The organism is Asanoa hainanensis, assembly GCF_900188485.1.
GTDB lineage: Bacteria > Actinomycetota > Actinomycetes > Mycobacteriales > Micromonosporaceae > Asanoa > Asanoa hainanensis.
The window spans coordinates 287,802-305,981 of sequence record NZ_FZPH01000007.1 but is presented as its reverse complement, the minus strand read 5'-3'; the positions used below and the strand labels follow the sequence as shown (position 1 = coordinate 305,981).

The window sequence follows — 18,180 nt, the reverse complement described above, 5'->3', positions numbered from 1 at the left end:
CTAGCCCAGGGCGGGTGGGTCCAGGTAGTAGCCCTGGTCGGTCGACAGCGTTCCCTTGACCAGCTTCGACTGGTCGTCGGCCAGCAGTTCCTCGTCGCCGTGTTCGAGGGCGTCGAGGGTGGCGGCGGCTACCTGGTGCGGGTCGTTCTTGGGCACGTCGAGGTCGCGTACCAGGTCGGTGTCCATGAAACCGACGTGCAGGCTGAGCACCTGGACGCCCTTGGGGCGCAGGTCGACCCGCAGGGCGTTGGTGAAGTTCCAGACCGCCGACTTGCTGACCGCGTACGCGCCGAGGATGGGGCGGGCGTACCACGCCTGGTCGGACACGACGTTGACGATCGCCCCGCCGCCGTTACGCAGCATCACCGGTGCGAACGCCTGCGCCGCCCGGATCGTCCCGTACAGGTTGACGTCGAACACGCGCTGCATGCTCTTGATCATGTCCGGGTCGGCCGTGCCCTCGACGTGGAGAGCTCCGGTGCCGGCGTTGTTGACCAGCAGCGTCACGTCGTCGCACCGCTGGGCCGCAGCGGCGACCGAGCCGGTGTCGGTGACGTCGAGCGCTACCGCCTCGACACCAGGGTGGTCGACGTCGGCCGGGTTGCGCACACCGACGTACACCTTCTTGGCGCCGTGGGTCTGGAGCTCCTCGGCCATCGCCAGGCCAAACCCACGGCCACCGCCAGTCACGAGAGCCACCGAACCTGCGATCCGCATGAACGGGCGTCTTCCCCGGATCATGGGGGCTAAACGGCAAGTGGAGGCGAGAGCGATGTTCCTCGGTGTGGACGGCGGTGGCACCAAGACCGCCTTCTGCCTGCTGCGACCGGACGGCTCGGTCGCGGCGCAGAGCGTGGCCCCGAGCACCTACTACTTCGGCGCGGGCATCGAGCTGGTCGGCCGGGTGCTCGAGGAGGGCGTCGGCGCCGTTTGCGCGGCGGCCGGCATCACCCCGGCGGGCATCGACTTCGCCTTCGTGGGGCTGCCGGCCTTTGGCGAGGTCAGCGCGGACGTGGCGACCCTGCGGGCGGCGCCGAGGAAGGTCCTCGGCCACGACCGCTACCGCGTCGACAACGACATGGTCTGCGGCTGGTCGGGATCGCTGGGCGCCGCCGACGGGATCAACGTCATCAGCGGAACCGGATCCATGACGTACGGCGAGCGGGCCGGACGCCGCCACCGCGTCGGCGGCTGGAGCGAACTGTTCGGCGACGAGGGCTCGGCGTACTGGATCGCGGCCCGCGGCCTGCGCCTGTTCTCCCGCATGAGCGACGGGCGGGCGCCGGCCGGCCCGCTGCTTGCTGTGCTGCGCGAGCACCTGGATCTCTCCACGGACCTGGACCTGATCGACGTGGTGATGAACCGGTGGCGGGGCGACCGAGGCCGGATCGCGAGCCTGTGCCCGCAGGTCGTCACCGCCGCGGACCGTGGCGACGAGGCCGCGGCCGCGATCCTGACTCAGGCCGGTCGGGAGCTCGCCCTGCTGGTGGACACGACCCGCATCCAGCTCGGCTTCGGCGCCGACGAGCGGGTGCCGGTCTCGTACTCCGGCGGCACGTTCAACGCGACCGCGGTGCGCACGGAGTTCGAAGCCCGCCTGCACGACCGGTACGACCTTCGTCAGCCCCTGTACTCACCGGTCGTCGGCGCCGCCCTCTACGCCGCGAAGCTGGCCGGCCAGCCGCGTTAGACGATCTTCATCTGCGCCATCATGCCGCTCGAGGAGTGGTCGATCATGTGGCAGTGGTAGGCGTAGCGGCCCGTGTACGGGCCGAAGGTCGCTTGTAGACGGACCGTTTCGCCCGGGCCGACCGCGACCGTGTCCTTCACGCCGGCCTCGGCCGGGGCCGGCGGCCTTCCGTTGCGGTCCAGCACCCGGAACTGCACCAGGTGCGGGTGGAAGTTGTGCGGCACGGCGAAGTTGCCGGCGTCGTTCGTCAGCGTCCAGATCTCGGTCGTGCCGCGTTTGATCTCCGCGTCGACGCGTTTCTGGTCGAACTGCTTGCCGTTGATGAGGAACCGGTTCCTGACGGGGTCGAAGCTGAGGACGATCTTCCGCTTGCCCGTGGCGGCCGGCAGCGCGGGGATCGTGCTGAGCCGGTCCGGCACGCGGCTCGTGTCGGGGGTGGCCGAGCGCCCGACGTCGAAGCGCATCACCGGCCCGGCTTCGGCGTCGGTCAGGACGACCTTGCTGCCGACCTTGAACCGGCTGAAGTCGACGACGACCTCGATCCGCTCCCCCGGCGTCATCCGCCACGACCGCACGGCCGCCGGCGCCGCGAGCAGGCCGCCGTCGCTGGCGATCTGGGCGACCTGGGTGTCCTTGCCGAGCCGCAGCGTGAACGTGCGCAGGTTGGACGCGTTGACGAAGCGCAACCGGTAGCGGCGCGCGGCGACCGGGAAGTACGGCTGCGGCTTGCCGTTGGCCAGGATCGTGTTGCGGTGCTCGAAGTCGTGCAGTTGGAAGACCAGCCGGCCCTTCTCGTCGAACCGGGCGTCGCGCAGCATGATCGGGATGTCGTAGTCACCGCTGGGCAGGCGCAGGCTGTCCTGAGCCGGATCGTCGATGAGGTAGAAGCCGGCGAGCCCGCCGTAGACGTGCTCGGCCTCCATGTGGTGCGCGTGGTCGTGGTACCACAGGGTGGCGGCGCGCTGCTGGTTCGGATAGGTGTACTCGCGGCTCTTGCCCGGCGCGACCGTGTCCATCGGGAACCCGTCGCTGCCGGCCGGCGTGACGCCCCCGTGCAGGTGCGCGACGGTGCCCATGCCGAGGTCGTTGGTGTGCTTGACGACGGCCGTGCGGCCGGTGCGCACCCGCAGCGTCGGCCCCGGGAACATCCCCGCGTACGTCAGCACCTCGGTGCGCGTACCCGGCAGGATCTCGACCTTGGCCTTCTTGGCGGTGATGGCGTACACGTCGGTGTCGCCCTTGGTGGATTGTGGCTTGAGCACCTTCGGCACCGGCATGCGCACGCTGAAGGGCGCGACGGCCCGGGCCGCCACCGGGACCGCGTGACCGGTGTGACCTGGATGCCCGGTCGCCGGCGCGGCCGCGGGTGGCGCCGCGTCGGCGTCCTTCCCGCGGGCGGCGCCCGCCGCTCCGGCCGCCACGAGGGCGGCCACCCCTGCTGTCGCGCTGACGATGACGTTGCGCCTGCTGACCATCGACCCGTCCACTCGCTGAGTGTCCAAGACCAACTCGCTAAGTGTTGGTAACGACACACAGGGTCACCTATTCGGTCGAGTGGTGAGCGCCCAGGCGAGGAACTCTCAGGTGCTGGCGCCGAGCTCCTCGAGGTCGACGGAGGCGATGAGCGCGGCTATGTCGGGTTCGTCCGTCAGGTCGAGCGGGCTCAGCTCCTTGCTTCGTCCCTTCTGGGCCATGAGCGTCTCGTGCGCGGCCGCGTTGAGAATGTCGATCGCATCAGCGTCGTGCCACCGCACTCCCTCCAGCGCTCGGCGAGTCACGGAAACGGCGAGGAGACAGGGCATGTTGGGTCGCCCGTACGGATCGTGGCCGTCGTTTCGCAGCACGATCACCCTGGCAGCCCGAAGACCCGGGGCCACGGCGAATGCTTCCCGCAGCGTGACGAGAACCTGCCCGCAGACGAACTGCTTGAAGAAGTCGGCCTTGTCGGTCTGGGTGATCTTCTTCATCGACAGGTTGCCGGCAGCCGTACGACCCGGCATCTGTTCGGGTATCGCCTGCGACGCCGGTGGTACCAACACGACCAGCGACACCTCGTCCGCGTCGACGCCGACGGCGGCAGACGCGGCTTCGTTGTCCTCGAATGCCTCGGCCAACGTCCGCAGCACCGAGTCCGGGTCGTTGCTGACCAACGCCTGCCATTGCCGGTCGAGCTCTTGCTGCCAATGTGCCTGTTGGCTCTTGAGCACCGCCCATTGCCGGGCCGCTTCCGCTTCCGTCCAGGCCGCGGCCTGCTGCTTGGCCGAGGCCCGTTCCGCCCGCTTGAACACACCGACGCCGGCAAGCGTGTGCTGCTCATAGTGCCGATAGATCGCCGCGCGGTCAGGTGGATTCGGTTCAGGTGCGATGGGGCGCTGGGCGTTCGGGAAGTCCACCCGGTGCAGGTTCAGGATGCGCAGGAAGGCGTCCGCCAGTTGCTGTGCCATTGCCGCGCGATCGGCCTGCGCGATCTGCCGCTGATGCGCCGCCAACTGGCGTTGATAGGACGCCTGCGCGGAGCCACCACCCCGGCTGCCGCCACCGCGACGCGAACCACCCAACGAGGTGTAAAAGCTGACCGGCCCGACGCCGGTCGACACGCCGGTCCGGCCACCACCGATGTGCACACGGGCTGCGCGGGGGCCGATGCTGGTCCGGACTCCTCGCGACGACGCCCTGATGCGAACCCCTGGGGCGAGCTTTATCGAAAATCCCACGCACGAGAGGTTATGAACCTTCCGCGTGGTCCGGATCGGCTGTGCGGCCACTCGGGTCTGGCGTCTTGCCCGCCCGTCGTCGACCAACCGGGCGGACCCCCAGCACGGGTCAGACGCAGTCCCAGAGGAAGCGGCCCTCGCGTTGGTCCGCGCTCAGGAACGCGTACCCGGAACCGCCGCCGAGGTTCAGCGCGAACGCGTCGCCGTCCCAGCCGTCCCCGTGGTCGAGTTGGAAGAAGAACCGCCACGAGGCGTCTAGCTCGTCGTCCCACTCCTGCCACATCCTCGGCTTCCCGCCGACATAGTTGTGCGAGCCCCGTTTCCGCGGCCCCAGGTCGAGCTCGAGCTCGACCGGGACGCGGTCCTCCCATTGGTCGCCGCGGCGCCACAGCGTCGGCCCGGTCCGCTCGGCCACGCCTTCGACGAACGACGGGATGCGGCCGCCGGGCTGGACGAGCAGCGCGTTCTCGCCGCCCTCGGCCATGAACGTCGCCGCCAGGTAGAGCTCGTCCTGGGTCAGGAACAGGTAGCTCATCCGCGGCTCCGGGCCGGGAAGTGGGAACTGTCCGACGAAGGTCATCGGGATCCCGAACTGCGCCGACACCGGCCAGAACGGCTCGTCCAGCCAGACCGGCTGCCCGCCGAGCTTCGGCACCGGCCGGTCGATCGGGTTCGCGCTGGGCCGCCAGGACAGGCTCCGCCGGGGCTTCAGCCACTTGTCCAACGGTCCGGCCGCCGACGACGACGTTCTCGAACCCGCCAACCAGCTCATTCGTCCCCCAGTCCTGCGCGTATTGCGGTGGCCGACGAGAATGGTCCCTCACACGTACCCGTCGATTGCGAAGGAGCTTCGGTGAGCGCTGGCCTGGCGGCACTGCTGGATGATGTGGCGGTCCTGGCGCGGGCGGCGGCCGCGTCGATCGACGACGTCGGTCTGGCCGCCGCGAAGGCCGGCTCGAAGGCCGCCGGGGTCGTCATCGACGATGCGGCCGTCACCCCGCAGTACGTGCGCGGCCTGGCGGCATCGCGGGAGCTGCCGATCATCAAGCGCATCGCGCTGGGCTCGCTACGCAACAAGTTCCTGATCATCCTGCCGGTGATCCTGGTGCTCAGCCAGTTCCTCCCGGTGCTGCTGACCCCGCTGCTCATGCTGGGCGGCGCCTACCTGTGCTACGAGGGCGCCGAGAAGGTCTGGGCCAAGATCGCGCACCATGACGCGCACGGCGAGGCCGCGGAACGCCAGCCGGACGAGAAGACGCTGGTCTCCGGCGCGATCCGCACCGACCTCATCCTGTCGGCGGAGATCATGGTGATCTCGCTGAACGAGGTCGCCGACGAGTCGTTCGTGGCCCGCCTGACGATCCTGGTGATCGTCGCCATCGCCATGACGGTCCTGGTGTACGGAGCGGTCGGCCTGATCGTGAAGATGGACGACGTCGGCCTGCGCCTGTCCCAGCTCCCCGGCGCCGCCGTCGCCCGCTTCGGCCGCGGCCTGGTCAAGGCGATGCCCCGGGTCCTCGCGGTGCTGACGATCGTGGGCACGGCCGCGATGCTCTGGGTCGGCGGCCACATCCTGCTGGTCGGTGCGGACGAGCTCGGACTGCACGCCGTGTACGAGGCGGTGCACCACCTGGAGGAGGCGGCCCACGACGCCACGGGCGCCCTCGGCGGCGTGGTCGGCTGGCTGGTCAACACCCTCGCCAGCGCGATCGTCGGCCTGATCGTGGGCGCGCTGATCGTGGCCCTCATGAGCGTGACGTTCCACCGAGCCAAGTCAACCGACAAGGCCGAGCACACCGACGCGGGCACGGAGCAGGAACCGGCGGCCGCGACCGAAACTCCCACCGTGGCCGACCCGAAGGCGTAGTGGGGAGTGGCTGAACTGCTCGACGGGGTGTCCGAGATCGATTGGTCGGCACTCGACCACGCGTACGGGTCGGCGGAGGACGTCCCGCGCTGGCTCGCCGCGATGACGGACCCTGCGACGAGTGGCGGCGCTCTCGGCGACCTCGACGCGGCGGTATACCACCAGGGCGGGGAGGTCTACTCCGCGGGCGCCGCGGTGGTGCCGTTCCTGATTCGTTTCGCGACAGACCCCGCGGTCCCTGGCCGGCCCGACATCCTGGACCTGCTGTCCTGCTTCGCCGCGCTGCACAACGAGATGCGCGAGCCGTGGAAGTCGGAGCCTGCTGCCCAGACCTGCCGGGCCGCGCTGCTGGCCGCCTTCGATCGCCTGGTCGGGCTGCTCGACGAACCAGATCCGGCCATCCGGCACAGCGTCGTCGAGGTTCTGGTCGAGCTGGGCGAGCGGGCCCACGACGTTGTCCATGAGCTGATTCGCCGAATCCCGGGCGAGGCGGATCCCGCGGACTACGTGCTCGCGCTGGGCACCGTCGGCGGGAGCGTCGCGGCCGCCTGGCTGGCCGACAACACCCCTCCCCCAGGTGATCCGCGACGACTCACGTACCTGGTCGCCGCCCGCAGGATCAGCCGCGCGGCCGCACGGGCGGAGGAGCTGGTCGCCGCGTACGCCAACGCCTCTCCGGAGCGGACCGTCAACTGGTTGGGCCGCGAGATCGGCTTCGACCGCGTGCCCCGGACGGCGCTGGCTCGAACCGCGATCGGCCAGGCGGTCCGGACGCGGGAGCCGGGGGAACTCGCCGAGGTTGGCGCCGTCATGTTGAGATGGCGATCGGCGACGGCCGAACTGGCCCCCGACCTCGCGGCCGCTCTCGATGGGCCGCCCGCCATACATGCCGCCGTTCTGCATCTGCTCGCCGCGACGGGGGACGCCGGTCGCCCCTGGTCGGACGCCGTCGCAACACTGATCGACGAACCCGGCCGCACCGGAACGATGGCCGCCTGGGCTCTGGCACGGTGGGGTGACTCTCGAGCGGTTCCGGTGGTCGCGCGATCGCTGCGCCGCGACCCGGAGGTCTTCCGCATGGGTTCGACGCACTACCCCGAAGACTTCTACTGGCTGGACGGGGACGACCCCAGCGCGGCGGATGTTTGCCTGCCGATGGCCGCACACGCCGCCGAGCTCGTGCCCGCCATCCGGTGGCGGCTGCGCAACGACGGGGCCACTCCGACCGCGTACCACCTCACTCAGGTGCTCAGCGCCTTCGAGGCAGCGGCACTGCCCGCGCTGCCGGAGTTGACGCGGATGCTCGGCTCCGACCATCCCCAGTTGGCGTGCACCGTCCTGGGCGGACTCGGCCCGGCGGCCGCTGACGCCCGCCCGGCGTTGACCGCCGTGGCCCGCTCCGACGGGCGCGGTGCCGCCGCAGCCGCCTGGGCGTTGTTCCGGATCACTGGCGACCCGGATCCGTTCCTCGCCCACGAAGGACTTCTCGACACGGAGCGGCACAGCGGGCAGGCCGTGCGGCAGCTCGGCGACCTCGGGCCGCTGGCGGCCCGGTACGCGCCGGGCATCGAACGACGGCTGGCGGCCGATCCGCAGCAACACCCCACCTGGAACAGCGTCGAGTTGGGCTTCGCCCACTACCGGATAACCGGCGACCCGACGCTGTGCCTGGACGTCCTGGGGGCGGCTCTCGAATCGCTGCGGCACGACCGTCAACTGCCGGTCAGCCGCCGGGCGCTGCAATGTCTCAGCAGCATCGGCAGGGCTGCCGCCGGCTTCGCGCCTCTGCTGCGCGAAGCCGTCGAGCAGGACGAACGCTTTATCCATAGTGGAGGCTGGCGCGGCATCGCCGAAGACGACGAAGCACGCGGCCTCGCCACCGCGGCCCTGTCCGCCGTCACAACCTAAGACAGCTGGTCGAACTGCTCCCATGGGCCGATCGCGGTGCGGTTGGCGATGAGGGGTGCGGCGCCGACGTTGTCCGCGCAGACGTACTTGTTGTTGACCACCGCGCGCAGTGTGACCGTTCCGTTGGAGTTGCGGATCTCGTCGAACGGCTCCGCGGCGGTGCCGTTCGCCATCAGTGCTCCCGCACCGCCGTTGGGCGCGGTGACGTACTTGCCGTTGACGCGGGCGCGCAGGGCGATCCGCCCGCCGCCCAGGTCGACGCGGTCGAACTGCTCCGCGGCGCCGCCGACCGAACTCTTGTTGGCGACCAATGTCGTGCCCGACGTGCTGACCACCAGGCCGTTGGCGCGGGCGCGGTAGGAGACCACGGTGCTCGCGGGCGGCGTACCCGTGGCATCGAAGAGGGTCAGGTTCACCGCGTTCGCGATGGCCTGCAGTCCGGCCTCGTTCGGGTGGAGGTGGTCGCCGCTGTCGTAGGCCGGCAGGAACCAGGTCGGGCGCGCCGGGTCGTGGGTCGCCGCGTCCTGGTCGATCACCCCGTCGCAGCCGCTGCTTCCGCCGCGGACGAACGCGTTGTACGCCTGCCGGCCCGTCTCGCCCGCCTGCGTCCAGCCGCCCGCGCCCTGGAACGGCGTCAGGGTCGAGCACAGGAACTTCACGCCGGCCTGGTGGGCGCGGGTGATGAGCTGGGTGGTGGCGGAGATGAGCTGCGCGCCGGTGACGCTGCCGCGGCTGTTGCTGAGGTCGTTGAGCGGGTTGTCGGAGAAGATGACCCACTTGACGCCGGCCTGCGCGAGCACGTCGCGGTCGAAGCGGACCGACGCGGTCTGCCCGGTGGCGGGCACGACGAGGCCGTTGCCGGCGATGCCCTGGTTGAGCACGCCGACCGTACGCCCGGACTGGTTGAGCCGGACGGCCAGATCGTTGGGCCAGCGCCGGTTCGCGTTGTCGGGCGACGACACACCGTCCGTAATGGACGCACCGAGCGCGACCACGGCCCCGGCCGCATTAGCGTTCTGCACGTCGAGGTTCGTGAGGAAGAAGTAGTTTCCGCGGTTCTGCGGGCTCGACAACGTCGCGTTGCCGGCCACGTTGCCGGCGACCACGTAGTTGGTCTGGAAGCCGTAGTCGTGGGCGGTGGCATTGCCGGTGGCCGCCGGCAGGTAGAAGCTCACGGCCACGTCGGTGAGCGCGCCGACGGCGAAGGCGACCTGGTCGCTGACGACGCTGCCGCCGACCGGGATCGTGGTCTGGGTGGCCCCGCCGAACGTCACGGCCCGGTCGGACGCGGCGTCGATGGACGAGCCAGAGGTGCGCTTCGCCAGGTGTACGTTGGCGATCGTGAGCGGCTGATTGCCGAACGCGTTCGACAGGCGGATCCGCGCCGCGCTGCCGCCGATGCTGGTGCGCACGATCTGCCGGATCGTCTGCCGGTTGAACGTGGCGCCGCTGGAGTGCGGGGCCACTGCCCAGGTGCCGGTAAAGCCGTCAAGAGCCGCCGACGGGGTGGTGTCCGCGAACGCGGGCTGCCACAGGCCGCCGGCGACGACCGAGGCGACAGCGGCCGCGGCCAGGATGCTCTTCCTCATGGCGCGGTCAGCCCACCCGCTCGATCAGGGCGCGCCGGATCAGGTTCTTGCCGGGCTCGCGGACCGTCTCGTAGGCCGCGTTGTTCAGCAGGACGCAACTGCCTGACGGGCTGGTCACCCGTACCGTCGTGCTCTTGTTGTTGTCCAGGTTCGTGACGCGCAGCCGGGTCCCGATCGGGAACGTGCCACTGGACGCGGCGGGCCCGGCGTTCTCGTTGAAGAAGGTGACGGTCGAGCCCTTGCAGACGACCCCGGCGCCGGTGCCCGATCCACCGGCGGCCGGCGCCTTGGTGGTGGGAGCGGCAGCGGGTTTGGCCGGCGGCGCCTTGACGGGGTCGGCTACGACGTTGGCGGTGCAGCCGGCGGTGACGCGACGCTGCTGGATGAGGTCGACCACGGCCTGCCGGTTGGCGATCCGCGCCTCGGACTGGACGTCCGGGTTGGCGCGCTGGTCGGCGATGAAGTTCAGGTTGTTGCGCAGCGCGGTGTCGAGGCCGGCACAACTCTCACCGGCGTTGCTCAACCCGGTCACCGCCAACCCGCCCGCGAGCAGGGCCGCCGCCGCGCCCCCCAGGATCAGCTTCCGTCCCCGGCCGGTCGTCCTGTACATACATCGCTCCTCGCACGTTCCGCTGCCGAGTTGCAGCAACGGTAGGTACGTCCGGGGCGGTTCATACGGATTGGTTTACATTCCTAAATGTTCCTTAACTCTCGCTTCGCGCCGCGAGCGTGTTTCCGTGCTGGCGGGCCTCTTTGACGAGGCGGGTCAGGCGCCCAAGGTCGGAGGCCCACGCGTGCACCGCGTGCCAGCCCCGGTCACACAGCGGGTCGATCGGCGACGCGGCCTCGACTCCGTCCGGCGGCGTCGGCAGCCGGAACAGCAGGTGGTGCATGCTGATCGCGGCCACGACCGCGACGCCGCGCTGTTCGAGCACCACGTAGCCGTACAACGGAACCACCGCCCGGTCCGAGCGCGCGATCTCACCCAGCCGCTCGATCAGGTCGGGGTGGGTGTGCAGCTGCCAACCGTCCTGTTCGTACGGGCCGCCGGTCCCCCGGGTCGCGTTGGCCCGGAGGTAGGCCAGCAGGTCGCGGTTCACGGGGCTGTCCGATACCTCCATGCCGACCATTGAACTGTCGCCCATCAACTGGCCGGATGGACGATCACCGGTCGGGTGTTCGGCTGGCGGTCAGGGCGTCAGCCGCCACGGCAACCCCTCGATCTCGCCGGCCGATCCCACTCACAGGACCCGCTGGGCATGATCGGACCATGCTGACTTGGACGCCCGATCTCGGGTTGCTGAAGGCACTGATCGCGATGAACGACGGCAAGACCGACATCGTCCTCACCCCGCCCGACCAGCAGGTGCTGGACTGGGCGCGCGTGCAGGGCTACCGCGTGACAGTCGCGGCCGGGACCGCGGAGATCCGACCCGGCGACGTGCTCGACACCCCGCCGGCGCCGCTGACCTTCTGAGCAGGTCGCTAACGCGCGCCCGTGACGCCGGCCAGCACCGTGGCCAGGCCGCGCTCGAAGGTTTCCGCGGGGTCGAGGTGGGCGCCGTCGACGACGAGTCGGGCGATGGTGGGATAGCGGCCGGTGTCGAGCATGCGGACGAGGTAGGGGCCGAGGCTGCGCTGCCAGGCGGCCTCGTCGGTGCCGGTCGAGCGGTAGGTGCGGCGCTCGGTGACCTCGCGGCGGAGCGCGCCGATGACGAAGGCGTTGAGGGTGCCCACGGCCCGCTGCAGGTCGTCGATGCCCCGCACGCCGGGGGCCTGGTCGAGCGCCGCCGAGGTCGCTTCGCCGACGGCGAGCGCGTGTGGCCCCAGGTGTGGCCGGCCGCCGATCAGGTCGGCGAACCACTCGTGCTCGAGACCGGCGGCCCGGGTCGCGCGGGCGATGGCCAGCACCGTGGCGCGCCACTGGGGCGGCTGGACAGCGACGGCGCCGGCGCCGGCGATCTCGGCGTAGACCACGTCGACCATCAGATCGAGCAGCTCGGACCTGTTGCCCACGTAGTCGTAGAGCCGCATCGGACCGACACCGAGGTCGTTGGCGAGCTTGCGGAGCGACAGGCCGTCGAGGCCGTCCGCGTCGGCGAGCCGGATCGCCGCGGCCGCGATCTTCGCGCGGGTCAACGGCACCGGCGCCGCCCGCGGTTGGGGCTCGGGCCGCTCCCAGACGTTAGCGTACGGCGTATCCATGCGATACAGCGTACGCTAAGGTCATGGACATGCGAATCGCGATCGCCGGCGGCGGCCTGGGCGGCCTGACGCTGGCCCGGGTCCTGCACCGGCACGGCATCGAGGCGACGGTGTACGAACGTGAGACAGACCGGACCGCGCGGTCACAGGGCGGCATGCTCGACCTGCACCCGGAGTCCGGTCAGCGGGCGCTGGCCGAGGCCGGCCTGACCGACCGGTTCCGGTCGCAGGCGCGACCCGAGGGCGAAGAGCACCGCATCCTCGACCCGGCCGGCCGCACCCTCGTGCACCACGAGCCGCGGCCGGGCTCCTTCGACGGCCGGCCCGAGATCGACCGCACCGTCCTGCGCGACCTGCTGCTCGACGCACTCCCCCACGACACGGTCACGTGGCAGCGCCGCCTCACCGGGGCCACGCCCCGGCCCGACGGAGGCTGGGCGCTGACCTTCGACAGTGGACACCGCGCCGAGTGCGACATCCTCGTCGGCGCGGACGGCGCCCGCTCGGTCGTCCGGCGGCTGCTCACCGACACCGAACCGTCCTATCGGTCCACCCACGCCGACCTGGAGATCAGCGACGTCCGGCCGGAGCTGGCCGAGCTGGTCGGCGCCGGCAACCTGTGGTGCGTCGGCGTCAACCAGGTCCTGTCCGCACAGCGCCTCGGCGACGGCCGCGTACGCGTCGGGATCTCCTTAAAGGGGCGGCATCGACAGTTCGACGACAAGCGTGCGCTGCTGGACCTGTTCGACGGTTGGAGCCCGCGCGTCACCGCGCTCATCGAGGCCGGCGACGGCCCGGTGACGACGCGCACCGTCGAGGCGATGCCGACCGGCACGCGCTGGCCGGGCCGGAGCGGCGTCACCCTCATCGGAGACGCCGCGCACCTGATGCCTCCGGTCGGTGAGGGCGCCAACCAGGCCATGCTCGACGGCGCCGAGCTCGCCGCCGCCCTCGCCGCGAACCCGACCGACCCGGACGCGGCGATCCGGTCGTACGAGGAGGCGATGTTCGCCCGGATCCAGCCGATCGCCGAGATGTCGGCCCGGGTGCACGCGATGATGCTGTCCGCGACCGCGGCGGAAGACCTCGTGCGCTTCTTCACGCCGCGGTCCGCGGAACCGGCACTTACCGACTGACGCCGAACTGGTAGATCGTGCTGCTCCGGTACGTCTGGCCCGGGCGCAGCTCGGTCGACGGGAAGGTCGGTTGGTTGGGCGAGTCCGGGTAGTGCTGCGTCTCGAGCGCGAACCCGTCGCCCTGGCGGTACATGCGGTCGCTGGTGCCGACCAACGTGCCGTCCAGGAAGTTGCCCGAGTAGAACTGGATGCCGGGCTCGGTCGTCAGGATGCTGAGCACGCGGCCCGTGTCGGGGTCGTCGACCCGGGCGGCGAGCTCCAGCTTCGTGTACGAGGTGTCGCGCCGGTCCAGGACCCAGTTGTGGTCGTAGCCCCGGCCGATCACCAGTTGCGGGAAGCCGTCGCGGATGCGCTCGCCTATCGGGGTCGCGCGGGTGAAGTCCATCGGCGTGCCCGCGACCGGGTCGATGGCGCCGGTCGGGATGAGGGTGGCGTCGACCGGCGTGTAGCGACGGGCATTGAGCCGCAGCGCGTGGTTCTCGATGCTGCCCGAGCCCTCGCCGGCCAGGTTGAAGTACGCGTGGTTGGTCAGGTTGACCACCGTGGGCGCGTCCGTGGTGGCGCGGTAGTCCATCCGGATGCCGTTGTCCGCGGTCAGCGTGTAGGTGACGGTGACCCGCAGCGTTCCCGGATAGCCCTGGTCGCCGGCCGGGCTGGTGAACGTCAGCCGCAGGCCGACGCTGTCGGCATTCCGAAGAGGTGTGGCGGCCCAGACGTGCTTGTCGAAGCCGACCGTGCCGCCGTGCAGGCTGTTCGGCGCGTTGTTGATCGGCAGCTGGTAGGCCACTCCGTCGAGGGTGAAGCGCCCGGCCGCGATGCGGTTGGCGTAGCGACCGGTGATGCAGCCGAAGTACGGGCTGCGGGCCACGTAGTCGGCGAGGTTGTCGAAGCCCAGGGTCACGTTGCCGAGGCGGCCGTGCCGGTCGGGGGTCTCGATGGTCTGCAGGATGCCGCCGTAGGTCAGGATGCGCACCCGCATCCGCCCGTTGGACAGCGTGTAGCGGTCGACGCGTTCACCGGCGGGGGTCGTGCCGAAGAACTCCTTGTTGATCGTAGAGCGGTCGCTGGCACTCGACGGGACCGCGTTGAAGGCGCCGGCCGTCACGGCGAGCGCGGCCAAGGCGCTGACCCGGATGGCGGTGTGCAAGAGAGTCCGATGGCGCATGGTTGTCCTCCGCTCTGCGGTCGGGACTGCCCGGGGGAAGGGGCGCGTCCATACCGTACTCTCAATGAATACGATTGCATACATTCGATTTCATCCCGCTGATCGATGCCCGGGATGCGGCAAAAGACCGATAGTGAGGAAGTTTCGCTAGTTAGCCTGAGTGGAGTCTGGTCATCGGGGGACGGGGTGGGTCATGGCCTTGGCGCTACTCAAACGCGCGCGTTTTCAGCTCCGCGCGGCCTCGGCGTTCGCCGTCGCCGGCCTGCTGGCGGCGGGTACGCACTACGTGTCGCGTTCGGACGGACCGCCGGCGGTGCCTACCCTCCCCGCGATCGCCTGGACGAGCTGCGAAGGCCTGGGAGCGGAGTTCCAGTGCGCCATGGTGCCCGTACCCCTGGACTGGTCCGAGCCGAACGGCGAGCAGATCGAGCTGTCCGTCATGCGCCGCCTCGCCAGCAACCCCGAGCAGCGCATCGGATCGATGTTCACCGACCCGGGCGGCCCGGGACAGAGCGGCGTCGACCTGATCCGCAACAGCGCGGCGGACATCGACGCCTGGGGTGACGGCCGCTTCGACGTCGTCGGCTGGGATCCACGGGGCGTCGGTGGGAGCGCGCCGGTGCGCTGCTTCACCAGCGACGCCGAGCAGGACGCGTTCTGGGCCGGCGTGAGCATTCCGAGCAACCAGGCCGAGTCCGAGGCGTACGCCCAGAAGGCCGCCGAGCTCGCCCAGCGGTGCGGTGCCGTCAGCGGCAACCTGCTGAGCCACATCTCCACCGCCGACACCGCCCGCGACCTCGACCGGCTGCGCGAGCTCGTCGGAGACGACAAGCTGACGTACGCCGGCATCTCCTACGGGACGATGATCGGCGAGACCTACGCGAACCTGTTCCCGGGCACCATCCGGGCGATGATGCTCGACGGGGTCGTCAACCCGGTCGACTACACCGCCAGCGCCGAGGTGCGCACCGACAACAACGTCTCCTCGGCCGACCAGGTCTTCGAACAGTTCGTCGAGCTGTGCCAGAACGCCGCAGCGGGCGCGTGCGCTCTCGCCGGCCACGGCGAGACGGTCGCCGAGCGCGTCGAGGGGCTCTTCGAGCGGGCGCGCCAGGCTCCGATCCCGGCGCCGAACGCGACGCCGCCCGGCGAGCTCAGCTACGGCGACCTGCTGGTCTCCACTTTCCAACCGCTGCGGCTGCCGCTGACCTGGCCGCAGTTCGCGATGGACCTCGAGGCCGCCGTCAACGGTGACGCCTCGGCCCTGGAGACGGCGGCGGCCGCCATGCAGAGCCCGGAGGGAATGACGGCCTCGACCACGTCAGCCGCGATCTCGTGTGTGGACGGTCCGGCCGAGCTGCCGGTGTCGGAGTGGCCGCAGGCGATCGAGCGCTTCACCCAGTCGGGCAGGTTGTGGGGGCCGGTGCTGGGTTGGTGGCTGTGGGCACCGTGCGCGGCCAACTGGCCGGCCAGCACCGAGAGCCGCTACGCGGGCCCGTGGGACGCGTGGACCGAGACGCCGATCCTGTTGCTCAGCGCCGTGTACGACGCGGGCAGCCCGTACAAGAACGCGCAGTTCGCGGAACAGGCACTCGGCAACGCGGTGCTGTTGACCCTCGACGGGTACGGGCACCCGAGCTACCAGGTGCCGAGCGCGTGCATGGACGCGGCGCGGGTGAACTTCCTGGTCAACCTGGTCACGCCGCCGCCCGGGTCCGTCTGCCAGCCGGACGAGACCCCGTTCCCCTAACGCGTCTTGGTACGTTCTGGCGATGTCGCAGGTGCTGTTCACCATCGCGTTCGCCGTGGCCGTCCTCGTGTCGGTGTCCCTGCACGAGGTCGGCCACATGGTGTCGGCGAAGCGGTTCGGGATGCGGGTCACGCGCTTCTTCGTCGGCTATGGACCCACGGTCTTCTCCTGGCGTCGCGGCGAGACCGAGTACGGCCTGAAGGCTCTCCCGCTCGGCGGTTTCTGCACGATCTCGGGGATGACGCGGGACGACGACGATGCCGATCCAGGCGAGGAGCATCGGGCCATGTGGCGGTTCCCGGTGTGGAAGCGGATCGTCGTGATGGTCTCCGGGGTGACCGTCCAGTTCGTACTGGCCGTGACCGGCCTCTGGTTCGCCGCGGCCTTCGTGGGGGTGCCGAACCTGGCCTACCCGCAGACCGCCGAGCAGTTCGGCGCTCAGCCGGCGGCGATCGTGCTCACCGAGTGCGTCACGCCGGACACCGCGCGAGCCTGCGCTGTTGGCGACCCGGTGTCACCGGCCCGCCCCGCGGGCCTGCGCGATGGTGACGTCCTGACCGCCATCAACGGGGCGACGATCGCCAACTACGCGGACATGCTCCGCGTCCTCCGGGACACCCGGCCGGGCCCCGCCGACATCGCGTACGTCCGAGACGGCAGCGCCGGGACCGTGCGGGCGGACCTGAGCGCGGTGCTGCGGCCGCCGCTGAGCGACCCGACCGCCGCACCGACCACAGTGGCGGCCCTGGGCGTGGCGCTGCACGTCAGCGCACCCCGCGAGGTGACCTTCGGCCCGGCGGGCGCGTTCGGCGCGACGGCCACCTACACCGGCTGGATGGCCGGCCAGACGTGGGAAACGGCCAAGCGGATCCCGGAGAAGGTGCCGGCCCTGTGGCGGTCCATCACGGGCGAGGAGCGGGACCCGGCGACCCCGATCAGCGTGGTCGGCGTCAGCCTCCTGGGCGGCGAGGCCGCGTCCCTGGGCATGTGGTCGACAGTCCTGATGATCTTCATCGGCCTGAACGTCTTCATGGTCTTCTTCAACCTGCTGCCGCTGCTCCCCCTCGACGGCGGCCACATCGCGATCGCCTGGTTCGAACGCGCACGCTCGTGGGTCGCGGCCCGCCGGGGCCGCCCGGACCCGGGCGGAGTCGACTACTACAAACTGCTGCCGCTGACCTACGCCGTCGTCCTGATCGGCGGCGCCTTCACCCTCCTGACCATCACCGCGGACGTCATCAACCCGATCACCATCCGATGACCGGGGTCACACATCGAGTTTTCAGGTGGCTCGGCGGGTTTTCTCAGGCGGCCGACGCATCGTTGAGCGTCGCGCTGGGACCGCCGGCGCGCGACGTAGCGAGGGGAACGTCCGCGCATGACCAGTGGAAGCGCGAAGAAGCGTGCCGAGGCCGCCCGTAAGGCGCTCGCGGCGGCCAACAAGCGGGACCGCCGGCGGCGGCACCTCTTCTCGTACAGCATGGTGGGGCTGGTCGTGCTCATTGTGGTTGGAGTGGTGCTCGCGGTGACCCTGACCCGCGGCTCCAGCCCCGCCGCCGCGTCCGGGATTCCCACCACGCCGGCTGCGACCGCCCAGGGCGACCCGAACCCGCCGCCGTGGGCGGCGCCGGCCGACGCCACCACCCGGGTTAAGGCGGCCGGGCTGCCGATGCTGGACAACGAGGGTGAGGTCGTGCACATCCACGCGCACCTGGACGTCATCGTCGACGGCAAGCCCGTGACGGTCCCGGCGGGTGTCGGGATCGACCAGAACACCGGTCAGCTCAGCCCGCTGCACACCCACGACACCAGCGGTGTGATCCACGTCGAGTCGCCGGTGCAGGCCGAGTTCAGCCTGGGTCAGTTCTTCACGGAGTGGGACGTGTCGCTGGCCGCTGACCACCTCGGCAGCCTCCAGGCCGGCAACGACAAGGTCCTGCAGGCGTACGTGAACGGCCTGCCGGTCCAGGGCGACCCCGCCGCCATCGTGCTGCACGCCCACGACGAGATCGCACTCGTCTACGGCACCGCCACCCAGCAGACCAGCCCGCCGGCGACCTACACCTTCCCCGCGGGCCTGTAACGCTCCAATCGCGTCGGCGATATCCGTACAAGATCTGACATTGAACGTCGGCGATGAGCAGGGCAGGCTGACC

Annotated in this window: 17 protein-coding genes; 8 read left to right on the top strand and 9 right to left on the bottom strand. The window is 70.5% G+C overall.

Features of this window, described 5'->3' with window-relative positions:
• Positions 1-717: an SDR family oxidoreductase gene (locus CHC05_RS19680; protein WP_089250878.1), complete on the bottom strand. Its 717-nt coding sequence runs from the start codon at positions 715-717 to the stop codon at positions 1-3.
• Positions 718-772: 55 nt separating this feature from the next.
• Here CHC05_RS19680 and CHC05_RS19675 point away from each other — a divergent pair, with 55 nt between their 5' ends.
• On the top strand, positions 773-1,690 hold the full coding sequence (locus CHC05_RS19675) for an N-acetylglucosamine kinase (RefSeq protein ID WP_089250876.1): 918 nt from the start codon (positions 773-775) through the stop codon (positions 1,688-1,690).
• Here CHC05_RS19675 and CHC05_RS19670 read toward each other — a convergent pair.
• The 3 genes from CHC05_RS19670 to CHC05_RS19660 form a co-directional block, all read right to left on the bottom strand.
• Positions 1,687-3,192: a multicopper oxidase family protein gene (locus CHC05_RS19670; RefSeq protein WP_218824603.1), complete on the bottom strand. Its 1,506-nt coding sequence runs from the start codon at positions 3,190-3,192 to the stop codon at positions 1,687-1,689. The genes CHC05_RS19675 and CHC05_RS19670 overlap by 4 nt on opposite strands.
• A gap of 78 nt (positions 3,193-3,270) precedes the next feature.
• A complete protein-coding gene (locus CHC05_RS19665) occupies positions 3,271-4,287 on the bottom strand; it encodes a hypothetical protein (protein ID WP_144022679.1) in 1,017 nt (338 codons plus the stop codon).
• Positions 4,288-4,513: 226 nt separating this feature from the next.
• The gene (locus CHC05_RS19660) at positions 4,514-5,176 is read right to left on the bottom strand and encodes a hypothetical protein (protein WP_089250872.1); all 663 of its coding nucleotides are present in this window, start codon (positions 5,174-5,176) and stop codon (positions 4,514-4,516) included.
• 81 nt (positions 5,177-5,257) lie between these two features.
• On the opposite strand from CHC05_RS19660, the gene CHC05_RS19655 reads away from it, so the two are divergent.
• Both CHC05_RS19655 and CHC05_RS19650 read left to right on the top strand, forming a co-directional pair.
• Positions 5,258-6,271 (top strand): DUF808 domain-containing protein, encoded by a 1,014-nt coding sequence (locus tag CHC05_RS19655; protein WP_089250870.1) that lies wholly within the window; start codon positions 5,258-5,260, stop codon positions 6,269-6,271.
• Positions 6,272-6,277: 6 nt separating this feature from the next.
• Complete coding sequence (locus CHC05_RS19650) at positions 6,278-8,179, top strand: hypothetical protein (RefSeq protein ID WP_089250868.1); 1,902 nt, start codon at positions 6,278-6,280, stop codon at positions 8,177-8,179.
• On the opposite strand, the gene CHC05_RS19645 is transcribed toward CHC05_RS19650, so the two are convergent.
• The 3 genes from CHC05_RS19645 to CHC05_RS19635 form a co-directional block, all read right to left on the bottom strand.
• Positions 8,176-9,768, bottom strand: a complete 1,593-nt coding sequence (locus tag CHC05_RS19645; RefSeq protein ID WP_089250866.1) for a GDSL-type esterase/lipase family protein — start codon at positions 9,766-9,768, stop codon at positions 8,176-8,178. The genes CHC05_RS19650 and CHC05_RS19645 overlap by 4 nt on opposite strands.
• Positions 9,769-9,775: 7 nt before the next feature.
• On the bottom strand, positions 9,776-10,378 hold the full coding sequence (locus CHC05_RS19640) for an RlpA-like double-psi beta-barrel domain-containing protein (protein WP_089250864.1): 603 nt from the start codon (positions 10,376-10,378) through the stop codon (positions 9,776-9,778).
• A 94-nt stretch (positions 10,379-10,472) separates the two neighbouring features.
• Positions 10,473-10,889 carry a hypothetical protein gene (locus CHC05_RS19635; protein WP_144022678.1) on the bottom strand — a complete coding sequence of 139 codons (417 nt, stop codon included), beginning with the start codon at positions 10,887-10,889 and terminating at the stop codon, positions 10,473-10,475.
• A gap of 149 nt (positions 10,890-11,038) precedes the next feature.
• Here CHC05_RS19635 and CHC05_RS19630 point away from each other — a divergent pair, with 149 nt between their 5' ends.
• Entirely contained in the window at positions 11,039-11,245 is a 207-nt protein-coding gene (locus tag CHC05_RS19630) for a hypothetical protein (RefSeq protein WP_089250859.1), read from the top strand.
• Positions 11,246-11,253: 8 nt separating this feature from the next.
• Here CHC05_RS19630 and CHC05_RS19625 read toward each other — a convergent pair whose 3' ends face one another.
• Entirely contained in the window at positions 11,254-11,973 is a 720-nt protein-coding gene (locus CHC05_RS19625; RefSeq protein WP_089250857.1) for a TetR/AcrR family transcriptional regulator C-terminal domain-containing protein, read from the bottom strand.
• Positions 11,974-11,996: 23 nt separating this feature from the next.
• Here CHC05_RS19625 and CHC05_RS19620 point away from each other — a divergent pair, with 23 nt between their 5' ends.
• Positions 11,997-13,109, top strand: coding sequence for an FAD-dependent oxidoreductase (locus tag CHC05_RS19620; protein ID WP_245871057.1), 1,113 nt, complete (start codon positions 11,997-11,999; stop codon positions 13,107-13,109).
• On the opposite strand, the gene CHC05_RS19615 is transcribed toward CHC05_RS19620, so the two are convergent.
• Positions 13,099-14,274 carry an aldose epimerase family protein gene (locus CHC05_RS19615; RefSeq protein WP_089250855.1) on the bottom strand — a complete coding sequence of 392 codons (1,176 nt, stop codon included), beginning with the start codon at positions 14,272-14,274 and terminating at the stop codon, positions 13,099-13,101. The two genes, CHC05_RS19620 and CHC05_RS19615, sit on opposite strands and share 11 nt — an antisense overlap.
• 193 nt (positions 14,275-14,467) lie before the next feature.
• On the opposite strand from CHC05_RS19615, the gene CHC05_RS19610 reads away from it, so the two are divergent.
• The 3 genes from CHC05_RS19610 to CHC05_RS19600 all read left to right on the top strand — a co-directional run bounded on the left by CHC05_RS19610 (position 14,468) and on the right by CHC05_RS19600 (position 18,107).
• Positions 14,468-16,024, top strand: a complete 1,557-nt coding sequence (locus CHC05_RS19610; protein ID WP_089250853.1) for an alpha/beta fold hydrolase — start codon at positions 14,468-14,470, stop codon at positions 16,022-16,024.
• Between the two features lie 22 nt (positions 16,025-16,046).
• On the top strand, positions 16,047-17,285 hold the full coding sequence (locus CHC05_RS19605; protein WP_089250851.1) for a M50 family metallopeptidase: 1,239 nt from the start codon (positions 16,047-16,049) through the stop codon (positions 17,283-17,285).
• A gap of 117 nt (positions 17,286-17,402) precedes the next feature.
• Positions 17,403-18,107 (top strand): hypothetical protein, encoded by a 705-nt coding sequence (locus CHC05_RS19600; RefSeq protein ID WP_179266275.1) that lies wholly within the window; start codon positions 17,403-17,405, stop codon positions 18,105-18,107.
• The last annotated feature ends 73 nt before the right edge of the window (positions 18,108-18,180 follow it).

Bases quoted from the DNA above. Each gene is read 5' to 3' on its own strand.
- CHC05_RS19680 (WP_089250878.1), bottom strand. From the start codon at position 717: ATGCGGATCGCAGGTTCGGTGGCTCTCGTGACTGGCGGTGGCCGTGGG.
- CHC05_RS19675 (WP_089250876.1), top strand. From the start codon at position 773: ATGTTCCTCGGTGTGGACGGCGGTGGCACCAAGACCGCCTTCTGCCTG.
- CHC05_RS19660 (WP_089250872.1), bottom strand. From the start codon at position 5,176: ATGAGCTGGTTGGCGGGTTCGAGAACGTCGTCGTCGGCGGCCGGACCG.
- CHC05_RS19645 (WP_089250866.1), bottom strand. From the start codon at position 9,768: ATGAGGAAGAGCATCCTGGCCGCGGCCGCTGTCGCCTCGGTCGTCGCC.
- CHC05_RS19640 (WP_089250864.1), bottom strand. From the start codon at position 10,378: ATGTACAGGACGACCGGCCGGGGACGGAAGCTGATCCTGGGGGGCGCG.
- CHC05_RS19635 (WP_144022678.1), bottom strand. From the start codon at position 10,889: ATGGAGGTATCGGACAGCCCCGTGAACCGCGACCTGCTGGCCTACCTC.
- CHC05_RS19630 (WP_089250859.1), top strand. From the start codon at position 11,039: ATGCTGACTTGGACGCCCGATCTCGGGTTGCTGAAGGCACTGATCGCG.
- CHC05_RS19625 (WP_089250857.1), bottom strand. From the start codon at position 11,973: ATGGATACGCCGTACGCTAACGTCTGGGAGCGGCCCGAGCCCCAACCG.
- CHC05_RS19620 (WP_245871057.1), top strand. From the start codon at position 11,997: ATGGACATGCGAATCGCGATCGCCGGCGGCGGCCTGGGCGGCCTGACG.
- CHC05_RS19615 (WP_089250855.1), bottom strand. From the start codon at position 14,274: ATGCGCCATCGGACTCTCTTGCACACCGCCATCCGGGTCAGCGCCTTG.
- CHC05_RS19610 (WP_089250853.1), top strand. From the start codon at position 14,468: ATGGCCTTGGCGCTACTCAAACGCGCGCGTTTTCAGCTCCGCGCGGCC.
- CHC05_RS19605 (WP_089250851.1), top strand. From the start codon at position 16,047: ATGTCGCAGGTGCTGTTCACCATCGCGTTCGCCGTGGCCGTCCTCGTG.
- CHC05_RS19600 (WP_179266275.1), top strand. From the start codon at position 17,403: ATGACCAGTGGAAGCGCGAAGAAGCGTGCCGAGGCCGCCCGTAAGGCG.